This window comes from Saccharothrix coeruleofusca, assembly GCF_014648515.1.
Lineage (GTDB): Bacteria > Actinomycetota > Actinomycetes > Mycobacteriales > Pseudonocardiaceae > Actinosynnema > Actinosynnema coeruleofuscum.
Genome location: NZ_BMRG01000001.1, coordinates 41,318 through 59,454, shown reverse-complemented (window position 1 = coordinate 59,454; position 18,137 = coordinate 41,318). Strand labels below are relative to the sequence as shown.

Sequence of the window (18,137 nt, the reverse complement as noted above, 5' to 3'; positions counted from 1 at the left end):
TGTCGACCTCACCGCCCGCACCGTCGAGGAGGGTGTCAGATGACCGAGGAGTCGGCGCTCCGCCAGCTCGCCGACGCGGGCAGCGACGAGCTGGGCAGGCTGCTCCTGCGCGCCGTTCGAGCGGTCAACGAGCAGATCATCGGCAGGCTCACCGCCCTGGGGCACCCGGCCGTGCGCGGCCCGCACACGGCCGTGTTCACCAACCTGGACGCCGAGGGCACCCGCGCCGTCACCCTCGCCCAGCGCGCGGGGATGACCAGGCAGGCGATGAGCACGCTGATCCGCGAACTGGAGGAGGCGGGCTACCTGCGGGTGAGCCCGGACCCCGCCGACGGTCGCGCGACCCTGGTGCGGCTGACCGCTCTGGGCGAGCGGTTCTGCCGCGACGCGGCGACCGTGATCAACCGGCTCGGCGCCGAGTGGGCCGAGCTCCTCGGCGACCCCGACCTGGCGAACCTGCGGGGGTCGCTGCACGCGCTGGTCGACTACGCGCCCCCGGCCTGACCTCCCCCGGCCTGACCTCCCGCGCCAGTGAGAGGTCCAGGGGAAGGTGGTATCGGCGAGTCCTGGTTGTCCCGCCTCGCCAGGACCACCCTGGGAGCGTGGAACGGGACGACCTCGCAGACTTCCTGCGCCGCCGACGCGCGCTGCTCCAGCCGGAGGACGTCGGCGTCCCGGCCGGAGGACGGCGTCGGACGCCGGGGCTGCGGCGCTTCGAGGTCGCCCAGCTCGCGGGCATGTCACCGGACTACTACGCCAGGCTGGAGCAGGGACGCGGGCCGCGGCCATCGGTCGCGGTGCTCACCGCGCTGGCTCGCGCGCTGCGGCTGACCACCGACGAGCGCGATCACCTGCTCCGCCTCGCCGGGCACCTCGCCCCGCCTCGCGCCGGTGGTGACGAGCACGTCGACCGCGGCCTGCGCCGTCTGCTGGACGGGCTGCCGGGCCTGCCCGCCCTGGTCGCCTCCGACCTGAACATCGTGCTCGCCCAGAACCGGATGGCGGACGCGCTGCTGGGGGAGTGGACCCGGTTCCGCGGTCTCGCCCGCAGCTGCACCTACCGGTGGTTCACCGACCCGGAGATGCGCGGGCAGCACCCCGTCGAGGACCACGAGCACGAGAGCCGGGCGCGGGTGGACGACCTGCGCGCGACCCTCGCGGCCCGCCCGGCCGATCCGGCGGTGCGGGAGATGGTCGGGGCGCTGCGCGCGAGGAGCGCGGAGTTCGCCCGGCTGTGGGCCCGGCACGACGTCGCGGTCCGCCGCGGCGACCGCAAGCGCATCCTGCACCCCGCGGTCGGGCTGGTCGAGCTGGACTTCGACGTGCTGGGGACGGGCAGGCAGGACCAGCGCCTGGTCGTGTACTCACCCGCGCCGGGCAGCGCCGCGGTGACGCAGCTGGAACTGCTGGCCGTGCTCGGCGGGGAGCGCTCCACCCCGTCCGGGAGCGCGGAGCGGCACCTCCCGAGCTGACCCGATCCTGCCCTGCCCTGCCCTGCCTCGCCCGCACGACCGGAGGAGAACCGTGCCCCAACGATCCGTCCAGCCGCTGCGGCGGACCACCGCGCTCGTGCTCACCGCCCTGCTCGCCACGACCCCGACGGCTCTCGCGACCCCAGCGCGCCCCGACCACGGCCGCACCTGCCTGGGTGACGTGCGCGTCCTCGCCCACTTCGACCGGGCGGCGGGGCAGGCCGCCGAGAGCATCGCCCCGGAGCCCGGCGGCGGCGCGGTCGTCGGCATGATCCCCGCGCGCCAGGTGGTGCGGGTCGAGCGGACCGGGGCCGTCCGGGTGCTCGCCACCATGCCGCTGCCCCCGGACGGGGGCGGCACCACCCCGGTCGTCGGAACCCCCGTGGTCACCGGGGTCGTCCGGTCGGGCGGCGGCGCCGTGCACTTCCTCTACTCCTCGGGGCGGGGCGGGCTGACCGGGGTCTGGCGGCTCCGCCGCTCCGGTGCGCCCGAGCTCGTCGTGCCGCTGCCCGCCGACACCATGCCGAACGCGCTGGTGGTCGACGACGAGCGGGACCGCTTCCTGGTCACCGACTCGACCGGCGGGCGGGTCTGGCAGGCCCCGCTGCGCGGCGGCGCGGCCTCCGTGTGGTCGGCGGACCCGGCACTGGCGCCCGTGGACTTCTTCGGCGCCAACGGCCTGAAGGTCCACGACGGCGCGGTGTGGGCGAGCAACTCCGACCGCGGCACCATCGTCCGCATCCCGGTGGCCGAGGACGGCGGTCCCGGCCGCGCCGAGGTCCGGGCCAGTGGCCTGGAGGGCGTCGACGACTTCGACTTCACCGGTCGGGGCACCGAGATCCTCGCCGCGGTCAACCAGAGCAGCAGGCTCGTGCGGGTGAGCGCGGACGGCACCGGGGAGACCCTGCTGGACGCCGGGGACGGAATGCGGGGCACCACGGCCGTCGTCGTGCGCGGGAACCGCGCCTACGTGACCAACGGCGCCAACCTGGTCGGTGGCGACTCGAACCTGCTGCTCGCCGAGCTGCGGCGGTGCTGACGGCCGCGCTCGCCCGACCTGGTGCCCCGCGAGCGCGGGTCAGCGCGGGTCAGCGCGCTGCGGCCGAGCGGCTGAGGCGCACCGCCGAGACGAGGAAGAACAGGCCGCCGAGGGTGGCGTAGCCCGCCAGGCTCGCCAGCGACGCGCCGGGCTGGGCGGCCTGCAGCACGAAGGACGTCCCGGCGACGGTGGAGATGGCCCCGCTGACGATCATCGCCCACTGACCGCCCAGCGCCCGGCGGCTGAGGCCGACGCCGAGCTGGGTCAGGCCCGACACGACCGCCCAAGCGCCCCACACCCGCAACACCGCCGGGATGCCGGAGGCGGCGGCGAGGGCGAGTCCGACGCAGGCGAGAGCGCTGATCGCGATGTTCGCGTACAGGCCCTTGGCGGGCCCGGCGGTGCGCGACGACCGGACGTCGACGACGGCGGCGGCCAGGTCGAACAGCGGGTACAGCACGAGCAGCGCGATGCTGACCGGCCCGAGCGTCGACGCGGTCGCGAACAGCGCGCCCGCCCAGACCAGGGCGAACCCGAAGCGGGTGAAGTACAGACGTCGGAGGGCGGGCGCGGGAGTGGCCTCGGGGGTGACGACGGCGCTGGCGCTCATGAGAACTCCTTGGGTGGTGATTCCGCTCGCTCGGACCAACGAGCGGTGGAGACGATGAGGAGAACGTTCGGTCTCATCGGAAGGTTGTCAGCTCTGCCCGTCCACGTCAAGACCGAACGTTCTATCGACTATGCTGGGTGGGGTGACGAACGCCCAGGGTCAGGTCTCCCAAGCGCGGTCCCGGCTGCTCACCGCGGCGACCCGGATCTTCTACGCCGAGGGAATCCACTCCGTCGGCGTGGACCGGATCGTCGCCGAGGCGAAGGTGACCAGGGCCACGCTGTACCGGCACTTCCCCGGCAAGGACGACCTGATCGTCTGCTACCTGCGAGAAGCCGACGCGGCCATCCGGCGGCAGGTCGACGACGCCGTCTCCGGCGGGCTGTCCGCCCCGGACGCCGTCCGGGCCGTCGGCAGGTCCATCGCGGAGGGCATCCGGTCGCCGGGGTTCCGAGGCTGCGCCTTCCTCAACGCCGCGGCGGAGTACCCCGCCCCGGAGCACCCCGTGCACCAGGCCGTCCTCGCGCACCGCCAGTGGTTCTCGCGCACCGTCACGGAGTTGCTCGCCCGCGCCGGGGCCGCGCCCGCCGAACCCGCCGCCAGGCACTTCGTCATGCTCCGGGACGGGGCGATGGCCGCGGGCTGCCTGTCGGACCCCGAGCCGATCTGCGAAACCCTCCTGGAGGGGGTCGAAGGGCTGTTGCGCGCCCTCGGCGCGGACGGGGGGAAATCCCCGGAAGAACGGTCGACCGGACCGTCCTGAGTAGACTGTCCAATTCGGTCGCACCCGACGTCGAACCAGTGGGACGGCATTACGACGACGGTCGGGGGCCTGCCTCCCGGTCGCCGTGGTGGCGACGTTCGCGGTAGGTGCGGGTCTTGTGGCGGTTGCCGCAGATCTCCATCGCGCACCAGCGGCCACGGCCGTTGCGCGAGGTGTCGTAGAACGCCCAGCGGCAGTCCGGCGCGGCGCAGAGCTTGACCCGTGCCCAGTCGCCCCTGGCCGCGCTGCCTGCCACCGTCTCCACGACGGCGTCCAGCCACGGCCTGCCGGACGCGGCGGCGATGCGCAGCCCACCCGACGCGTCCGGCACGAGTCGCAGCGGGTAGTCCCGCAGGGCCGATGCGACCTCGACCTCGGTCTCGGCATCGACGACGAGCGCCTGTCGCAGCGCCGTGCGCAGTGCGATGGCGGCCTCCACGTCCGCCGTGCGCAACGGGGTGTCGCCGGACGAGAGGTCATGGGCCGCCAGCCAGTCCGCCAGCGCTCGGGGCGACGTCAGCCGCTCGCCGGGGACGTGGGTCTCCCCGTGTCGCGTGAACGTCCGCTCGTCGAGGGTGTTGAGGAAGTCCTCGACCACCTTCAGCGACAGCACGACACCGTTGTAACACGAGACTGGTGTTGCTCGCCAACGACACCGTTGTTAGCTTTTACTGGTGTCGCTGATCAGGTGAGAAGAGCGGAGGTCGTCATGACTGGTGCCGCACCCGAAACCGTCCCCCAGCCGGTGCTGGAGGACTTGCGCGCCCGGCTGCGGGCCTACCGCCGGGTGGCGCTGCCGCCGGGATTCGGCTGGGAGCGCGGCGTTGACGGTGATTTCCTGGCCGAACTCGTCACCTACTGGGCAGAGCACTACGACTGGCGGGTGCACGAGGCGCGGATTCGCGCGCTGCCGTGGGAGCTGAGCGGCGTCCCCGTGCGGCTGATCCACCAGCGCGGCGCGACCGGTGGCGTGCCGGTTCTGCTCCTGCACGGCTGGCCGGACTCGGTGCTGCGGTTCGAGAAGGTCCTGCCGCTGCTGACGGAGGTCACCGTGGTCGCCCCGGCGCTGCCGGGTTTCCCCTTTGCGGCCCCCATGGCCGGTGCGGGCATGTCGGCCGCGGCCATGGCGGAGGCGGTGGCCGCCGCGATGGCCGAACTGGGCTACGACCGCTACGTCGTCTCCGCGGGCGACGTCGGCTGCGACGTCGCCGAAGTGCTCGCCGCGGAGCACCCCGACAGGGTCGCCGCCCTGCACTTGACCGACGTGTCGCAGCACCGCTTCCTGATCGACCCCCCGGAGGACCTCTCCCCGGCCGAGCGGGCCTACGTGCGGCACGGGCACCGCTGGCAGGCGCGGGAGGGCGGCTACATGCGGGAGCAGGCGACCAAGCCGCACACCCTGGCGGTCGGACTCGGCGACTCGCCCGCCGGGCTGGCCGCCTGGCTGCTGGAGAAGCTGCGCACGTGGACCGACTGCGGAGGCGACGTCACGGCGGTGTTCACCCGCGACGAGCTGCTGACCTGGATCACGGCGTACTGGGTCAGCGGCTCGATCGGCACCTCGTTCACCCCGTACGCGGAAACAGGTCCGGGGCCACGGGAGCGGATCGTCGCGCCGACGGCGTTCACGATCTTCCCCAAGGACCTCGTCAACGCGCCACGGGAGTTCGCGGAGCGCTTCTTCGACGTCCGGTCCTGGGTGGAGGAGAGCAGCGGCGGGCACTTCGCGGCGTGGGAGCGCCCGGAGCGGTACGTCGCCGGAGTCCGCACCGCGATGTCCTTGGCCTGACGGCAGGGTGGGCGTCATCCACCCGGTCCGCCGTGGCCACGGCAACCCGGTGATGGCCCGGATCGGCGAGCAGTTCCGCCCTGGGCGTGCTCGCCGCTGGCGAATAGCCCCATGGTGCCGAGGCGGTAGAAAAGACAGACTGCTCGGAGATCTCGCGAGGTATCGCCGATACCGCCATGGCGATTCCATGCCGGCCCACGCTCAAGCGCGACCACCCGGTGAACGACGACCGACCACTCCTCCGCGACGCGGATCAGGCTGCACGCGGGCTCGGGAACAGCGCGCCGAAGGAGTGGAAGTGCCGCTCCGGCAGCCACACCGCGTGGAAGTCGTGCCGGTCGGCGAACTCGGTGGTGGCGTTGATCAGCGCGTACTTGTCGGAGGCGTCCTGCTCGGGGCAGTCGCCGAAGAAGTACAGGCTGAAGTCGCAGGACGAGCCCGTGGACGACGGCAGGTCGTGGGCGGGTTCCGGCCGCGCCGCGGTCGGCCGCTCGCGGATCACCGGCGGTGCGGCGGTGGGCAGCGGGGGCGTGGGCAGTGCGGCGGCAGGGGCCGACCCGCCTTCGGCCAGCGCGTCCAGCTGCCGCCGCATGAGCTCGACCAGCCGCTCGCTCAGCGCGAGCTGGCGTGCGACGACGTCCCGCACGTCGGCGGGCTGCCCCGCCCGATCCGCCTCGGCGGTCCGGCCGGGCTCGACCGCTCGACCGGGTTCGGCGGTCGGGGCGGGCTCGGCGGTCCGACCAGGCGCGGGCGGAACGAGATCGGCCAGCTCGCGCGGCGTATCGACCTCGTCGAACAGCGCGCGGACGGGCTGACCTCCAGCAGCTCACACCCGCTCGCGGCGGCCAGGACCAGGTCGAACCGCACCGGCTGCCCCGCCTGCCGCAGCAGGTGGTCGGCATCGGGCACCCAGTCCGTGACCACCCTCTGCCGGCGCTTCCCGCTCCCCGCCCAGACGCGCCGCGCGTCGTTGATCCGGATGCCGACGACGTCGGGCATCCGGATCAGCGCACGGTGGCGAGAAGCCCTTGGGACCACAACACGCGGAAGCCGCCAGGAAAACTCCCCTGGCGGCTTCCGCTCATCGAGCGGGCGGTCAGCCCTCGTCCTCGTCGTCGTCCTTGGTGGCCGCGCGCTCCGCCGCGCTGCGCTCCACGCAGAACTCGTTGTCCGCCGGGTCGGCCAGCACCACCCAGCCCTTGCCGTCCTCGGTGCGCTGGTCGTCGACGAAGCTCGCCCCCAGCGCCAGCAGCCGCTCCACCTCCGCGTCGCGGGACAGCTCCGGCTGCAGGTCCAGGTGCACGCGGTTGCGCACGGCGGGCTTGCCGTCAGGGACCCGGACGAACAGCAGCGTGGGACCTTCGCCCTCGGGCGGGGCCAGGCCCACCGCGTCGTCGCCGGGGACGTCCTCCTCGTCCACCGGGTGGCCCAGCACCTGGCTCCAGAACAGGGCCAGGTCGTAGGGCTCGTGCGGGGCGCCGCAGTTCAGCGTGACGTGACGGACGACAGACTTCACGCGCTCTCCCTCGAACCGTGCCGGTGGCACGGCGGTTGTCGGCGGGGCGGTTCCGGGTGGGCCACCGCCCGGCGGCGGGCCTCCACGTCCGGTCGTCCCAGGGTATCGGCCGCCCCCGGCTCCGGGCACAGCCAGGAGGATTCCCGACGCCGCCGCGCGCCCTCGCTGCCGGGCTCGCCGCGGACGGAGAGGGAGAGGAGCCGAGGGCGACCGTGGTGACCCGTGCGGCGGCCGAGCCGGCCGCCCCCGCCTCGCCAGCCCACCGTCACCGCGCCAGGTCGAAGGGGCGCGGGTGCGGCGCAGGCCGGTAGACCCGGTACGCGTGCGTCGCGCCGGGGTCCAGCCGTGCCGCCGCCGCGTTCAGCGCGTTCGGGCCCGTGTCGGGCCACCGGCCGGTGTCCACCCGCTCCTCCAGCGCGGCCAACGCCGCCATCATCTCCCCGGTGGTGAACGCGCAATGGCCGCCGCGATGCACGAAAGCTTGGCGCAGCGACTTCTCGTGGCCCGCGTCGCGCACCGCGTCGGCGTAAGCGCGCTGGCCCTGCACCGGCACGGGCGCGTCCCCGGTGGTGTGGATCGTGAGCAGCGGGGTGCGCGGCCGTCCGGTGAACGTCAGGTTCCGGGTCATGTACGCCACCGCGCCCTGGTCGGCCGAGATCCGGGGCGCCCCGGCGAGCGTCGCGAGGTCCTCGGCGAGCGACAGTCCCGCGCGGGCGTAGAGCGCCTCGACTTCGGGGCGGATGGCGGAGCGGGCGAGCAGGCGCGAGTAGTCCACCCCGGTGTTCCACGACATGTTGCCGCCGGCCCTGGTCTCCGCCTCCTGGCGACCGGACAGTCCCGTGTGGACGATGTTGTGCAGCTGCTCGTACTGGTTGCGCTGCGCGGTGTCGTAGTCGTCGGGAGCGGGCTCCGGCGACGAGGCGGTGGTCCACGCCGGGATGTTGTGCAGCGCCGAGGCCAGCGCGATGCGGGCCCGGCCACGGGCCGTGGCCTGCGCCGCGTCGAGCGCCGGGACCAGCTCGGCCGCCGACGCGAGCGCGGTGGCCCGGTCGGGCAGGTCGACCAGTGGCACGGTGGAGGTCGTCAGCAGGGTCCGGACGGCGAAGACCGCGTCGAGGGTGCTGTTCCAGCTGGCGACCGCACCCGCCTGCACCCCGCACATGGCGAGCGCGCCGTCGAACCGGTGGCCGTGCCGCTCGGCGAGGCCGGTGGTGATCATGCCGCCGAGCGAAGCGCCCCACGCGATAGTCCTGCGGGGCTTGCCGAACCGCTTCGCGAACTCGTCCACAGTGGACAACTGGTCGGGTAGCGCGTGCTCGACCGCCCAACCCGTCTCGGCGTACGACGACCCGATCAGCGCGTAACCCCGGTCGAGCGCGGCGGTCCGGACCGCCGCGCTCGGCGCGTTCTGAGCGGGGTTCGGCGCGCCGTCGGCGGTGTAGCCGTGGCTGTACAGCAGGGCGGTCCGGTTCCAGTTCCTCGGCACGTCCATGACGTAGGCCGCGCCGCTGGGCAGCACCCCCTCGACGTGGGACGGTGGCGCGGCAGCGGGTGGCAGGAGCCCGGCCACGAGCGCGGTCGCGAGCACGAGCTTCACGATCGTTCCTCTCGGTGGAGCGCGGTTGCGACCTCGCGCGGGACGAGCACGACCGAGCGGCGGCCCGAGGGGACTGCCGCGGTTCTGAATGTTGTCACCAGCTACAAAGTAGGCACTGACAACTATGTTGTCAACGAAATACCTTCCGCTACCGTGGGGCCGTGCCACCTGCGACCGACGAGCGGCCCTACCACCACGGGAAACTCCGCCCCGCGCTGCTCGAAGCCGCCGAGCGCCACCTGCGCGAACGCGGCGCGGACGAGCTGTCACTGCGCGACCTGGCGCGAGAGCTCGGCGTCAGCCACGCCGCGCCGCGCAGGCACTTCGCGGACCGCCAAGCGCTGCTCGACGCGCTCGCCGAAGCCGGGTTCACCCGGCTGGACACCGCCCTGCGCGACGCGCTGGCCGCCGCGCGAGCGGACTTCCCGGCCCGCGTGCGCGCCGCCATGACGGCCTACCTGCGCTTCGCCACCGAGAACGCGGCCCTGCTCGACCTGATGTACACCAGCAAGCACCGACCGGGCGCGACGCGGATCATCAAGGCGGCCGAAGCGCCGTTCGGGCTGATGAACGACCTGATCGTGCAGGGGCAGGAGCAGGGCGCCCTCGAAGCGGGCGCCCCGGAGCGGATCGGCATCGTCCTGTTCGCGACCCTCCAGGGCATCGCCTCCATCGTCAACGGCAACATCGTCAAGCCGGAACTCCTCGACGGCCTCGTGGAAACCGCCGCCCAGCAGTTCCTCCGAGGAGCCCGCCCGCTCACCGAGAACCCTTGATGGGACGGTGAGGTTTCTCAGCGAAGCGCCGGCGGCGAACGCCTCGCGCTGTGCGCTCCTTCGCCGCTCGCGGCGCTGAAAGCCGTTGAAGGCGCTGTTCGAGAAGCAGCCGCGGCTGGCCAGGGCCAACGCCGCCAAGGCCCTCGACGACCTCGGCGCGCCCTTCTCGCCGGTGGTTCCCGCCTGGGCCGCGCTCCCGGTTCAGGCGGTGATCGCTGCCCAGCCGCGGTCGAGCAGCTCCCAGGCCCTGGTGAAGGCCGCGGCCGGGTCGGGGCGGGAGCGGGCGAGGGCCACCGCCTCCAGGGCGAAGCGAGCGAGGGCCGCGCACGTCAGATCGTCCGCGGGCAGGCCGGACTCGGCGGCGATGGTGCGGGCCAGCGCCTCCTCGTGGCGCAGCCACATCGTGCGGCTGTACTCCCGCAGGGTGGGCGTCCGCTGCACGAACGCTTGGAACTCGGCGAACCGGGATCCGGGGCCGGACGGCTTCGTGGCGAAGCCGGTCAGGTGGATCCGCAGGGCCTCGGTGATCGTCCGGCCCGGCGGCCGGTCGGTCACGGCGGCGATCAGCGCCGCCTCGTTGTCCGTCTCGTCGTCGAAGACCAGCGCTTCCTTGCCGCCGGGGAAGTAGTTGAACAGCGTCGACACGGAGACGTCGGCGGCCTCGGCGATCTGCCGGATGCCCACTCGCTCGTAGCCGTGCGCCAGGAACAGCCGCAGTGCCGTCTCGGCGATCGCCTTGCGGGTGGCCGCTTTCTTGCGCTCCCGCAGACCCGCAGGCCGCCGGCCCGAGTCGCTCATGCCTTCACTCTACGCCAAACTTGGCCTCGGTCAAAACTTGGAACAGTTGCATCTTTGGGATCGTTCTGTTTACCGTAGCGGGGGCGACGAACCCACGAGAGGAAGACGCGATGACGAACCCCAGACCGGCCGAGGCCAGGATCAGCATCATCGGGGCCGGCCCCGGCGGCCTGACGTGCGCCCGGATCCTGCAGCGGCACGGCATCCCGGTCATGGTCTACGAGCGCGACGCCTGCGTGCACGCCCGCAACCAGGGCGGCAGCCTCGACCTGCACGCCGACGACGGTCAGCTGGCGCTGCGCGAGGCCGGGCTGCTCGACCAGTTCTTCGCCCTCGCCCGCCCGGAGGGCCAGGAGATGCGGCGCTTCGACACCGACGGCAACGTGGTGTTCCGCCAGCTGCCGGAGCCCGACGACCGGTACAAGCCGGAGATCGACCGCGGCGTGCTGCGTGACCTGCTGCTCGACTCCCTCGCGCCGGGCACCGTGCAGTGGGGCCGCGCCCTCGAATCGGTCGACGGCCCCACCGGCGGACCTCGGCGGCTGCACTTCTCCGACGGCGGCACGGTCGAGACCGACCTGGTCGTCGGCGCGGACGGAGCGTTCTCCCGCGTACGCCCGGCGATCTCCTCCGCGGTACCGCACTACACCGGCGTGAACTTCCTGGAGGCCCGCTTCGACGACGTCGAGGAGCGTCACCCCGGCATCGCCGAGCTGGTCGGCCACGGCCTCGCGACCGGTACGGACGGCGAACGCGCCCTGGCCGCCCAGCGCAACAGCGGCGACCACATCCGGGTCTACATCGTCCAGCGCGTCCCGCTGCACTGGATCTCGGAGGCGGGGCTGAGCATCGACGACACCGCCGGCCTGCGGGCTCACCTGCTCGAACAGTTCGCCGGCTGGTCGCCAGGGGTGCTCAGCATGATCGCCGACAACGACGGCCCGTACATCGACCGCCCCCTGTTCGTGCTGCCCGCGCCGCACACCTGGGAACACTCGCCGACCGCGACCCTGCTCGGCGACGCCGCCCACCTCATGCCGCCGGTGGGCGTCGGCGTCAACCTGGCGATGCTCGACGCGTGCGAACTCGCCCTGGCCCTGACCCGCGCCGACACGGTGGGCGAGGCCGTGCGCGCTTACGAGGGGACGATGCTGCCGCGCTCCGCGGAATGGTCCACCGCCCTCGACGGTGCGGCCGGTTTCCTGTTCGACCGGGACGACAGCCACGAGGGCGGCGACAGGATGCGAGAGCTCAAGGAGGAGATCAACCGATGAACGTCGACGGAACGTGGCAGCTCACCATGCTCACCGGGGGCGGTGAGGAAACCGTCGAACTGGTCCTGCGATCGGCGGGCGAAACCCTGAACGGCACCTTCGACGGCCGTCCCATCAGCGAGGGCGAGCTCCGGGGTGCCGAGGTCACCTTCACCGCTTCCATCACCTCACCCCTCAAAGCGAAGATCAAGTGTGCCGCCGCGCTGGACGGGGACGCGATGAGGGGCGAAGCGAAGGCGATCTTCCTGACGGTCCCGTTCACGGCCACCCGCATGCCCACCCCCGGAAATCCGTCATGAGGTGACCTTCCTGGTCGTAGCCGCCGCGGTGGCACAACTCAGCGGAGTTCCCGCCGCGGCCGCGTCCGACGTCCACCGCCCCTCCATCGCCTTCGACTACCTCGCGGGACGGTGGCAGGCGCGGGCCGGCCGCGGCGGGTACGACAACCGGCGGGCTCGCAGGCAGGGAACACTTGCGCTACCCGGCCAACGCGAAGGCCCACCGTCCCCGAGAACAACAGGATGCCCCCACGGCGCAGCTGTTCGCTCCGTGCTCGATCCGGCTGGCGCCTTTGCCATCGGAGCTTCAGGAAATGCCGTGTGAGGCGTTCGAGACACTTGCAAGCTGAGTCAGAGCTCGAGTCACGCGAACAAGGCACGAACGCGGTCGAGTTGGGTGAGGAACTCCGAAGTGCGCCGGTCGCGTTGCCGCCATCGGACGGCCGGCCATCGCTGTCGACACTTCGTGAAAACTGTGGGCGGAGCTCCGCCGGTTGCGTCGGGCTGACCCCGACGAGTTGCGGCACAAGGAGAAGTGGCGGCCGGCGCTGGACATGCTCGACGAGGTCACCGCCGATGGCAGCCCGCCCGGGTGCTGGCTGCTGGCCGAATGGCCACATCGAGCACGAACGTCGCGTGGACCCAGCAGGCGGCGGTGCGCACGTAGGTGATGCCCGCGACCCGCAGTTCGCTGACACGCGTGGTCGTGAAGTCACGTTTCACCAGGTCGACCAGCCTGCTGGTGTCCGCTGCCGGTCGTGTCGTGCGCGACGACCTGGCACGCGGCAGGCCACGCGGCCTGCTCTCGCGCATCAGCCGCTCGACGGTGCACCGGGCCGCCTCGATGCCGTGTAGTACGTCAACGGTGTGACTCCCGGCGGGCGTCCGCGTGAGCGCCTCCAGGACCGGCTGGACACCGTCGGTCGTGGTGCACGACCGACGGGCTCGAAGCACCGGGCGGCGAACGACTTGCGCTGTGCGCTCTTTCGCCCAATCAGCTTGTTCTGCCGCTGCACGGGGTCGGCTGGACGACGCCGAATCACCGACCAACACGGTGCATTTCATCCGGTTGCTCCCCCCGGCTCGGCCACTGCGGATGACTTCCGCCGAGCGACACACCGCGCCGCGCAAAAGTTCCCCTTGAGGAAGGTAGGAACCTGGTGAGAATCCCCCGTTGAGGCGCTTTTGCCATTGCCGTCGAGTGAGGGCGATTCCTAAATTCGGTCACGAGCGAGCACTTCTCCCGCTGTCCACACGTGCCGCACCCCCTCACCGAAGGAGCTTCGTGGATACCACCATGAGCACTCACGCCCCGCCGGGCAGGCCACCGCACACGCGGTGGAACCCGCGGCTCATCGGGCAGATCGCCGCGTTGCTCCTGGCGAACGTCACGGCGGACTCGGTGATCGTCATGCCCCTGTTCGTCCTGCCGCAGATGCTCGACCACTTCGACACCACCCAGGCGGCGTGGGTCGGCTCCACCGCGATGCTCGCGGGGGCGATGTGGGCGCCGCTGTTCGGCAAGAGCGCCGACATCCACGGCAAGCGCCGGATGCTGACAGTCGCGCTGCTCATCGCCTGCGGCGGTGGCGTGGTCTGCCTCATCGCGCCCAGCCTGTGGGTCTTCGTGCTCGGCCGCATGTTGCAGGGCGCCGCCGTGGCGGCGGTGTTCCTGACCGCCTCGCTGGTCCGCGACATGTGCGCGCCACGGATCGCGATGCCCGCGGTGGGCGCGGTGACCACCTGCGCGGGAGTGGTGGGGATCGCCTCGACCTCCAGCGTCGAATCGCTCGTGGCGCAGTTCGGGTTCCGGGTCGTGTTCGTGGCCTCGGCGCTGTTCGCGGCCGCCGCGGTGACCTGCATCCGCGCCTTCGTCCCGGAATCGGAGGTGAGGACGCCGGGGCGGGTCGACGTCGCGGGAACGCTCCTGCTCGGGGGAGGCGTCGTCGCGGTGCTCGGCTACATCAGCCTCGGACCGGACCTCGGCTGGCTCAGCGCGGGCGCGCTCGCGCTGCTCGCCGCGGGCGTCGTGGCGCTGACCCGGTGGTACCTCGTCTCCAGCCGGATTCCCGAGCCGGTGATCGACATCAGGAACCTCGGCAGGCCGATGGTGCTCACCCTGCTCGTGGTCGTGCTCGCCACCGGTGCCGGGCAGAGCATGGACCAGCTGCTCAGCCTCATCGCCCAGGTCTCGTCGGACCAGGGGCTCGGCTACGGGCTCGACGCCCAGGGCTCGCTCGCGCTGCTGTTCGGCCTGCCCGCCATCGCGATCATGGCGGGAGGGTTGCTGTCGGGCTGGGTCGCGGCCCGCACCGACCCGGCGGTGGCACTGGCCGCGGGCGTGCTGGTGGGCACCGTGGCAGCGCTCGGCATGTTCCTCGGCGCGTCCTCGTTCCCCTTCGCCGTCTTCTTCGCCTTCTGCCTGAACCTGGGCATGGGATCGCTGCTGGCCTCCGGGTTCAACATGGCGGCCGCCCTCACCGCGCCGGACCGCCAGGGCGTGACCGCGAGCATGGTCTCGGTCACCAGCGCGATCGGCTCGGTGGGGGTGAGCTTCACCGGCGCGGCCATCCTCTCCGGCACGAGGATCGAGGTCGACGGGGCCACGGTCAACTCCGCCACGGGCGTGTACAGCTACATCGCGACCTCGGCCGGGTTGTTCGTGACCGCCGCTGTGCTCGCCTTCCTGCTGCTCGCCCAGCGCCGCGCCAACCGGCCACAAAGGACTGTCTGACGTGCTGGAGGTGGTGTCGGACGGGTGGGGGCTGATCGCCGTGCGAGCCGAGGAAGCGACCGTCGCGACGGTCTTCCCGACCGATCCAACCGATCCGACCGGCGAACCGACGACTCCCTCCGGCCACGTGCGCGCGGCGATGTCCGTGTCCCTACCTGCCGCCGGTCCGCACAGGCGGATGGCATGACACCGCTGGCCATCACGCTCGCCGTGCTCAGTGCCGCGTGTCTGGCGCTGGCGACTCGTTCGCAGCACGACGCGGTCACCGTGTCCGGCGCGAAGCTCGGCATGGTCCGAGATCCTCGCTGGCTGGGTGGGCTGGCGTTGCTGGCCGTCGGCGCCGGGGTGCACGCGGCCGCGCTGGGCATGGCGCCGTTGACGGTCGTGCAGCCCATCGGGGTGCTCGCGATCGGGATGACCGCGTTGCTGGACCGCCGGTTCCGCGAGATCCCGGCGATCCTGCTGACCACCGTGGGCGTGGGCGCGTTCGTGTTCCTCGCCTCCGGCAGCGCGACCGCGACCCCGGTCGTGCCGGACGCCGAGCTCACGGCCGGGCTCGTGGCCCTCGGCGGGATCGCCGTTCCCGGAGTCGTCGCCGCGCTCACCACCAACGCGCGCATCCGTGCCGTGGCGTTCGCGTCGGCCGGTGGTGTGGCGTACGGGTACGTGTCCGTGCTCATGCGCGCTGTCTCGCAGTCGGTGCAGCAAGGCGGTTTCGGGCTCTCGCACATCGCGTCCGCGCTCGGCATCGCGCTCTCGCTCGCGGTCGGCGGCTGGCTGGTCCAGCACGCCTACGCGGACGGACCCCCTCATCTCGCCGTCGCCTGCCTGACCGTGGCGGACCCGCTGGTCGCGGTCGGCCTCGGCGCCTTCCTGCTCGGCGAGGCCGCACACCTGTCCCCGTGGACCGGCGCAGCGCTGATCACCTGCGCGCTCGCCGCCACGGGCGGTGTGCTGGCACTCGCCTGTCACCCCCGTGCCACTCTTCGAACGGAGCTTCCCGTGAACACCTCCAGCGCGCTGCGGATCGTCATCGCCGCCGACACGTTCCCGCCGGACGTCAACGGTGCGGCGCGCTTCGCGCAACGGCTCGCCGTCGGTCTGGCGGGCAATGGCCACGACGTGCACGTCATCGCCCCGGACTCGCCGCGCGCCACGCCGATCGAAGGCGTGACCGTGCACCGGCTGCGGTCGCACCGGCTGCCGTTCTACCCCGACTTCCGCTTCTGCCTGCCGTGGCAGGCCTCCCGCGAGGCCGACGAGCTCGTCAAGTCCCTCAAGCCCGACGTCGTGCACGTGCAGGCGCACTTCGTGGTCGGCCGGTACGTCCTGAACTCCGCCGCCGCGCAGGGCATCCCGACGCTGGCCACGAACCACTTCATGCCGGAGAACCTGTTCAGCCACGCGCACGTGCCCGCGTTCCTGCGGGGCCTGGCGCGCAAGTGGGCCTACCGCGACCTGACCCGCGTCTTCGACCGCGCCGACATCGTCACCGCCCCGACACCGCGCGCCGTGCGACTGCTGCACGACAGCGGTTTCCCGGAGCGGGCGGTGCCGGTGTCGTGCGGTATCGACATCTCCCGCTACCAGCGTTCGGTGACCCGCGGCGAACGCCCGACCGCGCTGTTCGTCGGCCGCTTGGACGAGGAGAAGCGGGTGGACGAGTTCCTGCGCGCTCTGGCCCGCGTGCCCGCCGCGTCCGGCGAGATCGTCGGCGACGGCACCTGCCGCACGGCGTGGGAGCTGCTGGCCCGCGACCTCGGCATCACCGACCGCGTCCGCTTCCGCGGCTTCGTCTCCGAGGACGAACTGCTCGACGCCTACGCCCGCGCCGACCTGTTCGTCATGCCCGGTGTGGCGGAGTTGCAGAGCCTGGCGACGATGGAGGCGATGGCGGCGGGCAAGCCGGTGATCGCCGCCAACGCCATGGCGCTGCCGCACCTCGTGCACCCCGGCCGCAACGGCTGGCTGTTCGAACCCGGCGACGTCGACCAGCTCACCCAGCGCCTGCACGCGCTCGTGCACGACGCCGCGATGCGGGCCCGGATGGGCGCCGCCAGCGGCGAGATCATCTCGCACCACGCCCAGGCGGCCACGCTGGAGCGCTTCGAAGCCCTGTACGCGCGGGCGATGGGCCGCACGGCACCGGTCATCGCGCTGGCGGCCTGAACTCGCGAACTATTTCCGAAACAATTGTCGACGCTCACTCGTCGAATTCCGGGGTGAGCTATTCCGATGCGCGCGAACACATTTGCGCGACCGCTGGCTGAATTATCCACGACGCCCCGATCCGATTGACAACTCAGCACCATCCAGCCATGCTGATCACTATCCCTTAATTAAGTTAAGGAGTTTCCGTGTCGAACGCCGACCTAACTCACCCGAATGCGAAGATCCTGTCGGTCCACCAACGCCTCGCCACGTCCGGCGCGCGCAGCGCGCACGTTTTCCGGACCGACCGCGGGCTGCACCTCGTGGTTCCCCAGCTGGCCGAGGACCTGCCGGACCGGGCCCCGGACATGAACGGCGGGAACGCCGACGTCGACGCCCTGCTCTACCGCTGGGAGGGGGAGCGGTTCGTCCAGGTGAACCGCTTGGCCTGTCCGAGCGGCGAGGACGCGCTGAGCTTCACCAGCGGCGGGAGGAACTACCTGGCGTTCGCCAACCTCCGCACCGGGAAGGGCCCGTACGAGACGGACGTCGACTCGCTCATCTACCGCGAGGACGAGAACGGCGAGTGGGTCATCGACGAAACGCTGCCCACCTTCGGGGCCAAGCAGTGGCACCACTTCTCGATCGACGACCGCGAGTTCCTGGCGCTGGCCCAGGGGCTGACCATGCCGGGCCTGTCGCCCAAGGGGCACGGACGTTCGGTCGTCTTCGAGCGCGTCCACGGGCGGTGGCGGGAGTTCCAGGTCCTGGGCGGGCGCTGGGGTTACAACTGGGACCACTTCCGCGTCGGCGGCCACCACTTCCTGGCCTACGCCGACCAGGTCACCCCCAGCGTCGTCTACCGCTGGGACGGCGATTCCTTCATCCCCTACCAGACCTTCGCGGAGAAGTTCGGCCGGAGCTTCCGGCACTTCTCCCAGGACGGCCAGGAGTGGCTGGCCTTCGCGTGCATCAACGGCGACTCGACGCTCTACCGCTGGAACGGCGAGCTGTTCGAGCCGCACCAGTCCCTCGGTGGCCTCGGCGGCCGCGAGTTCGCCCTCCACCGGCACGGCGACGAGCTGTTCCTCGTCCGCGTCTGCTTCATCCAGGGAAGGCCCCCCGTGGCCAAGACCGACCTGATGTCGCAGCTGTACCGGTGGGTCGACGGGAAGTTCGAGGTGATCGAGGAGTTCCCCACCTTCGGCGGCACCGACGCGAGCTTCTTCGAGGCCGACGGCAGAACCTTCCTGGTCGTCGCCAACAGCCTCACCCCGGACGTGCGGTTCCGCCAGGACAGCGTCGTCTACGAGCTCGCACTCGACAACGCCTGACCCGGA

20 protein-coding genes and 1 pseudogene are annotated in these 18,137 nt (G+C 72.1%); 13 read left to right on the top strand and 8 right to left on the bottom strand.

From position 1 onward, the window contains the following. Positions 1-39: 39 nt before the first annotated feature. The 3 genes from IEZ00_RS00325 to IEZ00_RS00315 all read left to right on the top strand — a co-directional run bounded on the left by IEZ00_RS00325 (position 40) and on the right by IEZ00_RS00315 (position 2,511). Complete coding sequence (locus IEZ00_RS00325) at positions 40-504, top strand: MarR family winged helix-turn-helix transcriptional regulator (protein ID WP_189220995.1); 465 nt, start codon at positions 40-42, stop codon at positions 502-504. A gap of 98 nt (positions 505-602) precedes the next feature. Further along, complete coding sequence (locus IEZ00_RS00320; protein ID WP_189220994.1) at positions 603-1,472, top strand: helix-turn-helix transcriptional regulator; 870 nt, start codon at positions 603-605, stop codon at positions 1,470-1,472. 52 nt (positions 1,473-1,524) lie between these two features. Beyond that, positions 1,525-2,511, top strand: a complete 987-nt coding sequence (locus IEZ00_RS00315) for an SMP-30/gluconolactonase/LRE family protein (RefSeq protein WP_189220993.1) — start codon at positions 1,525-1,527, stop codon at positions 2,509-2,511. A gap of 49 nt (positions 2,512-2,560) precedes the next feature. On the opposite strand, the gene IEZ00_RS00310 is transcribed toward IEZ00_RS00315, so the two are convergent. Continuing rightward, on the bottom strand, positions 2,561-3,121 hold the full coding sequence (locus IEZ00_RS00310; protein WP_189220992.1) for a hypothetical protein: 561 nt from the start codon (positions 3,119-3,121) through the stop codon (positions 2,561-2,563). A 130-nt stretch (positions 3,122-3,251) separates the two neighbouring features. Between IEZ00_RS00310 and IEZ00_RS00305 the strand changes: the two genes are divergently transcribed. Beyond that, the gene (locus IEZ00_RS00305) at positions 3,252-3,884 is read left to right on the top strand and encodes a TetR/AcrR family transcriptional regulator (RefSeq protein WP_189220991.1); all 633 of its coding nucleotides are present in this window, start codon (positions 3,252-3,254) and stop codon (positions 3,882-3,884) included. A gap of 49 nt (positions 3,885-3,933) precedes the next feature. Here IEZ00_RS00305 and IEZ00_RS00300 read toward each other — a convergent pair whose 3' ends face one another. Beyond that, positions 3,934-4,497, bottom strand: a complete 564-nt coding sequence (locus tag IEZ00_RS00300; protein ID WP_189220990.1) for a CGNR zinc finger domain-containing protein — start codon at positions 4,495-4,497, stop codon at positions 3,934-3,936. 96 nt (positions 4,498-4,593) lie between these two features. Between IEZ00_RS00300 and IEZ00_RS00295 the strand changes: the two genes are divergently transcribed. After that, positions 4,594-5,673 (top strand): epoxide hydrolase family protein, encoded by a 1,080-nt coding sequence (locus IEZ00_RS00295; RefSeq protein ID WP_189220989.1) that lies wholly within the window; start codon positions 4,594-4,596, stop codon positions 5,671-5,673. Positions 5,674-5,926: 253 nt separating this feature from the next. Here the strand turns inward: IEZ00_RS00295 and IEZ00_RS00290 are convergent, their stop codons facing one another. From IEZ00_RS00290 to IEZ00_RS00275, 4 genes are all read right to left on the bottom strand, one after another. Beyond that, positions 5,927-6,319 carry a hypothetical protein gene (locus IEZ00_RS00290; protein WP_189220988.1) on the bottom strand — a complete coding sequence of 131 codons (393 nt, stop codon included), beginning with the start codon at positions 6,317-6,319 and terminating at the stop codon, positions 5,927-5,929. Next, positions 6,286-6,672 carry a hypothetical protein gene (locus IEZ00_RS00285; RefSeq protein ID WP_189220987.1) on the bottom strand — a complete coding sequence of 129 codons (387 nt, stop codon included), beginning with the start codon at positions 6,670-6,672 and terminating at the stop codon, positions 6,286-6,288. The genes IEZ00_RS00290 and IEZ00_RS00285 overlap by 34 nt, the downstream gene beginning before the upstream one ends. A gap of 97 nt (positions 6,673-6,769) precedes the next feature. Next, positions 6,770-7,189 carry a VOC family protein gene (locus tag IEZ00_RS00280; RefSeq protein WP_189220986.1) on the bottom strand — a complete coding sequence of 140 codons (420 nt, stop codon included), beginning with the start codon at positions 7,187-7,189 and terminating at the stop codon, positions 6,770-6,772. A 265-nt stretch (positions 7,190-7,454) separates the two neighbouring features. Beyond that, complete coding sequence (locus IEZ00_RS00275; protein WP_229794841.1) at positions 7,455-8,786, bottom strand: alpha/beta hydrolase family protein; 1,332 nt, start codon at positions 8,784-8,786, stop codon at positions 7,455-7,457. Between the two features lie 161 nt (positions 8,787-8,947). Here IEZ00_RS00275 and IEZ00_RS00270 point away from each other — a divergent pair, with 161 nt between their 5' ends. Next, positions 8,948-9,562, top strand: a complete 615-nt coding sequence (locus IEZ00_RS00270; RefSeq protein WP_189220985.1) for a TetR/AcrR family transcriptional regulator — start codon at positions 8,948-8,950, stop codon at positions 9,560-9,562. A 201-nt stretch (positions 9,563-9,763) separates the two neighbouring features. Here IEZ00_RS00270 and IEZ00_RS00265 read toward each other — a convergent pair whose 3' ends face one another. Beyond that, the gene (locus IEZ00_RS00265) at positions 9,764-10,360 is read right to left on the bottom strand and encodes a TetR/AcrR family transcriptional regulator (RefSeq protein WP_189220984.1); all 597 of its coding nucleotides are present in this window, start codon (positions 10,358-10,360) and stop codon (positions 9,764-9,766) included. 110 nt (positions 10,361-10,470) lie between these two features. Between IEZ00_RS00265 and IEZ00_RS00260 the strand changes: the two genes are divergently transcribed. From IEZ00_RS00260 to IEZ00_RS38045, 3 genes and pseudogenes are all read left to right on the top strand, one after another. Continuing rightward, positions 10,471-11,634 (top strand): FAD-dependent oxidoreductase, encoded by a 1,164-nt coding sequence (locus tag IEZ00_RS00260; protein WP_189220983.1) that lies wholly within the window; start codon positions 10,471-10,473, stop codon positions 11,632-11,634. Further along, the gene (locus IEZ00_RS00255) at positions 11,631-11,933 is read left to right on the top strand and encodes a hypothetical protein (RefSeq protein ID WP_189220982.1); all 303 of its coding nucleotides are present in this window, start codon (positions 11,631-11,633) and stop codon (positions 11,931-11,933) included. The genes IEZ00_RS00260 and IEZ00_RS00255 overlap by 4 nt, the downstream gene beginning before the upstream one ends. A 473-nt stretch (positions 11,934-12,406) precedes the next feature. Then, a pseudogene (locus IEZ00_RS38045) lies at positions 12,407-12,460 on the top strand (hypothetical protein); the annotation flags it as partial. Positions 12,461-12,479: 19 nt separating this feature from the next. Here IEZ00_RS38045 and IEZ00_RS36070 read toward each other — a convergent pair. Continuing rightward, a complete protein-coding gene (locus IEZ00_RS36070) occupies positions 12,480-12,725 on the bottom strand; it encodes a hypothetical protein (RefSeq protein ID WP_229794840.1) in 246 nt (81 codons plus the stop codon). Between the two features lie 484 nt (positions 12,726-13,209). Here IEZ00_RS36070 and IEZ00_RS00245 point away from each other — a divergent pair, with 484 nt between their 5' ends. The 4 genes from IEZ00_RS00245 (at position 13,210) to IEZ00_RS00230 (ending at position 18,131) form a co-directional block, all read left to right on the top strand. After that, positions 13,210-14,646 (top strand): MFS transporter, encoded by a 1,437-nt coding sequence (locus IEZ00_RS00245; protein ID WP_189220980.1) that lies wholly within the window; start codon positions 13,210-13,212, stop codon positions 14,644-14,646. 1 nt (position 14,647) lies between these two features. Further along, positions 14,648-14,833, top strand: a complete 186-nt coding sequence (locus tag IEZ00_RS00240; protein ID WP_189220979.1) for a hypothetical protein — start codon at positions 14,648-14,650, stop codon at positions 14,831-14,833. After that, positions 14,830-16,815: a glycosyltransferase gene (locus IEZ00_RS00235; protein WP_189220978.1), complete on the top strand. Its 1,986-nt coding sequence runs from the start codon at positions 14,830-14,832 to the stop codon at positions 16,813-16,815. The genes IEZ00_RS00240 and IEZ00_RS00235 overlap by 4 nt, the downstream gene beginning before the upstream one ends. A gap of 188 nt (positions 16,816-17,003) precedes the next feature. Continuing rightward, positions 17,004-18,131, top strand: coding sequence for a hypothetical protein (locus IEZ00_RS00230; RefSeq protein WP_189220977.1), 1,128 nt, complete (start codon positions 17,004-17,006; stop codon positions 18,129-18,131). The last annotated feature ends 6 nt before the right edge of the window (positions 18,132-18,137 follow it).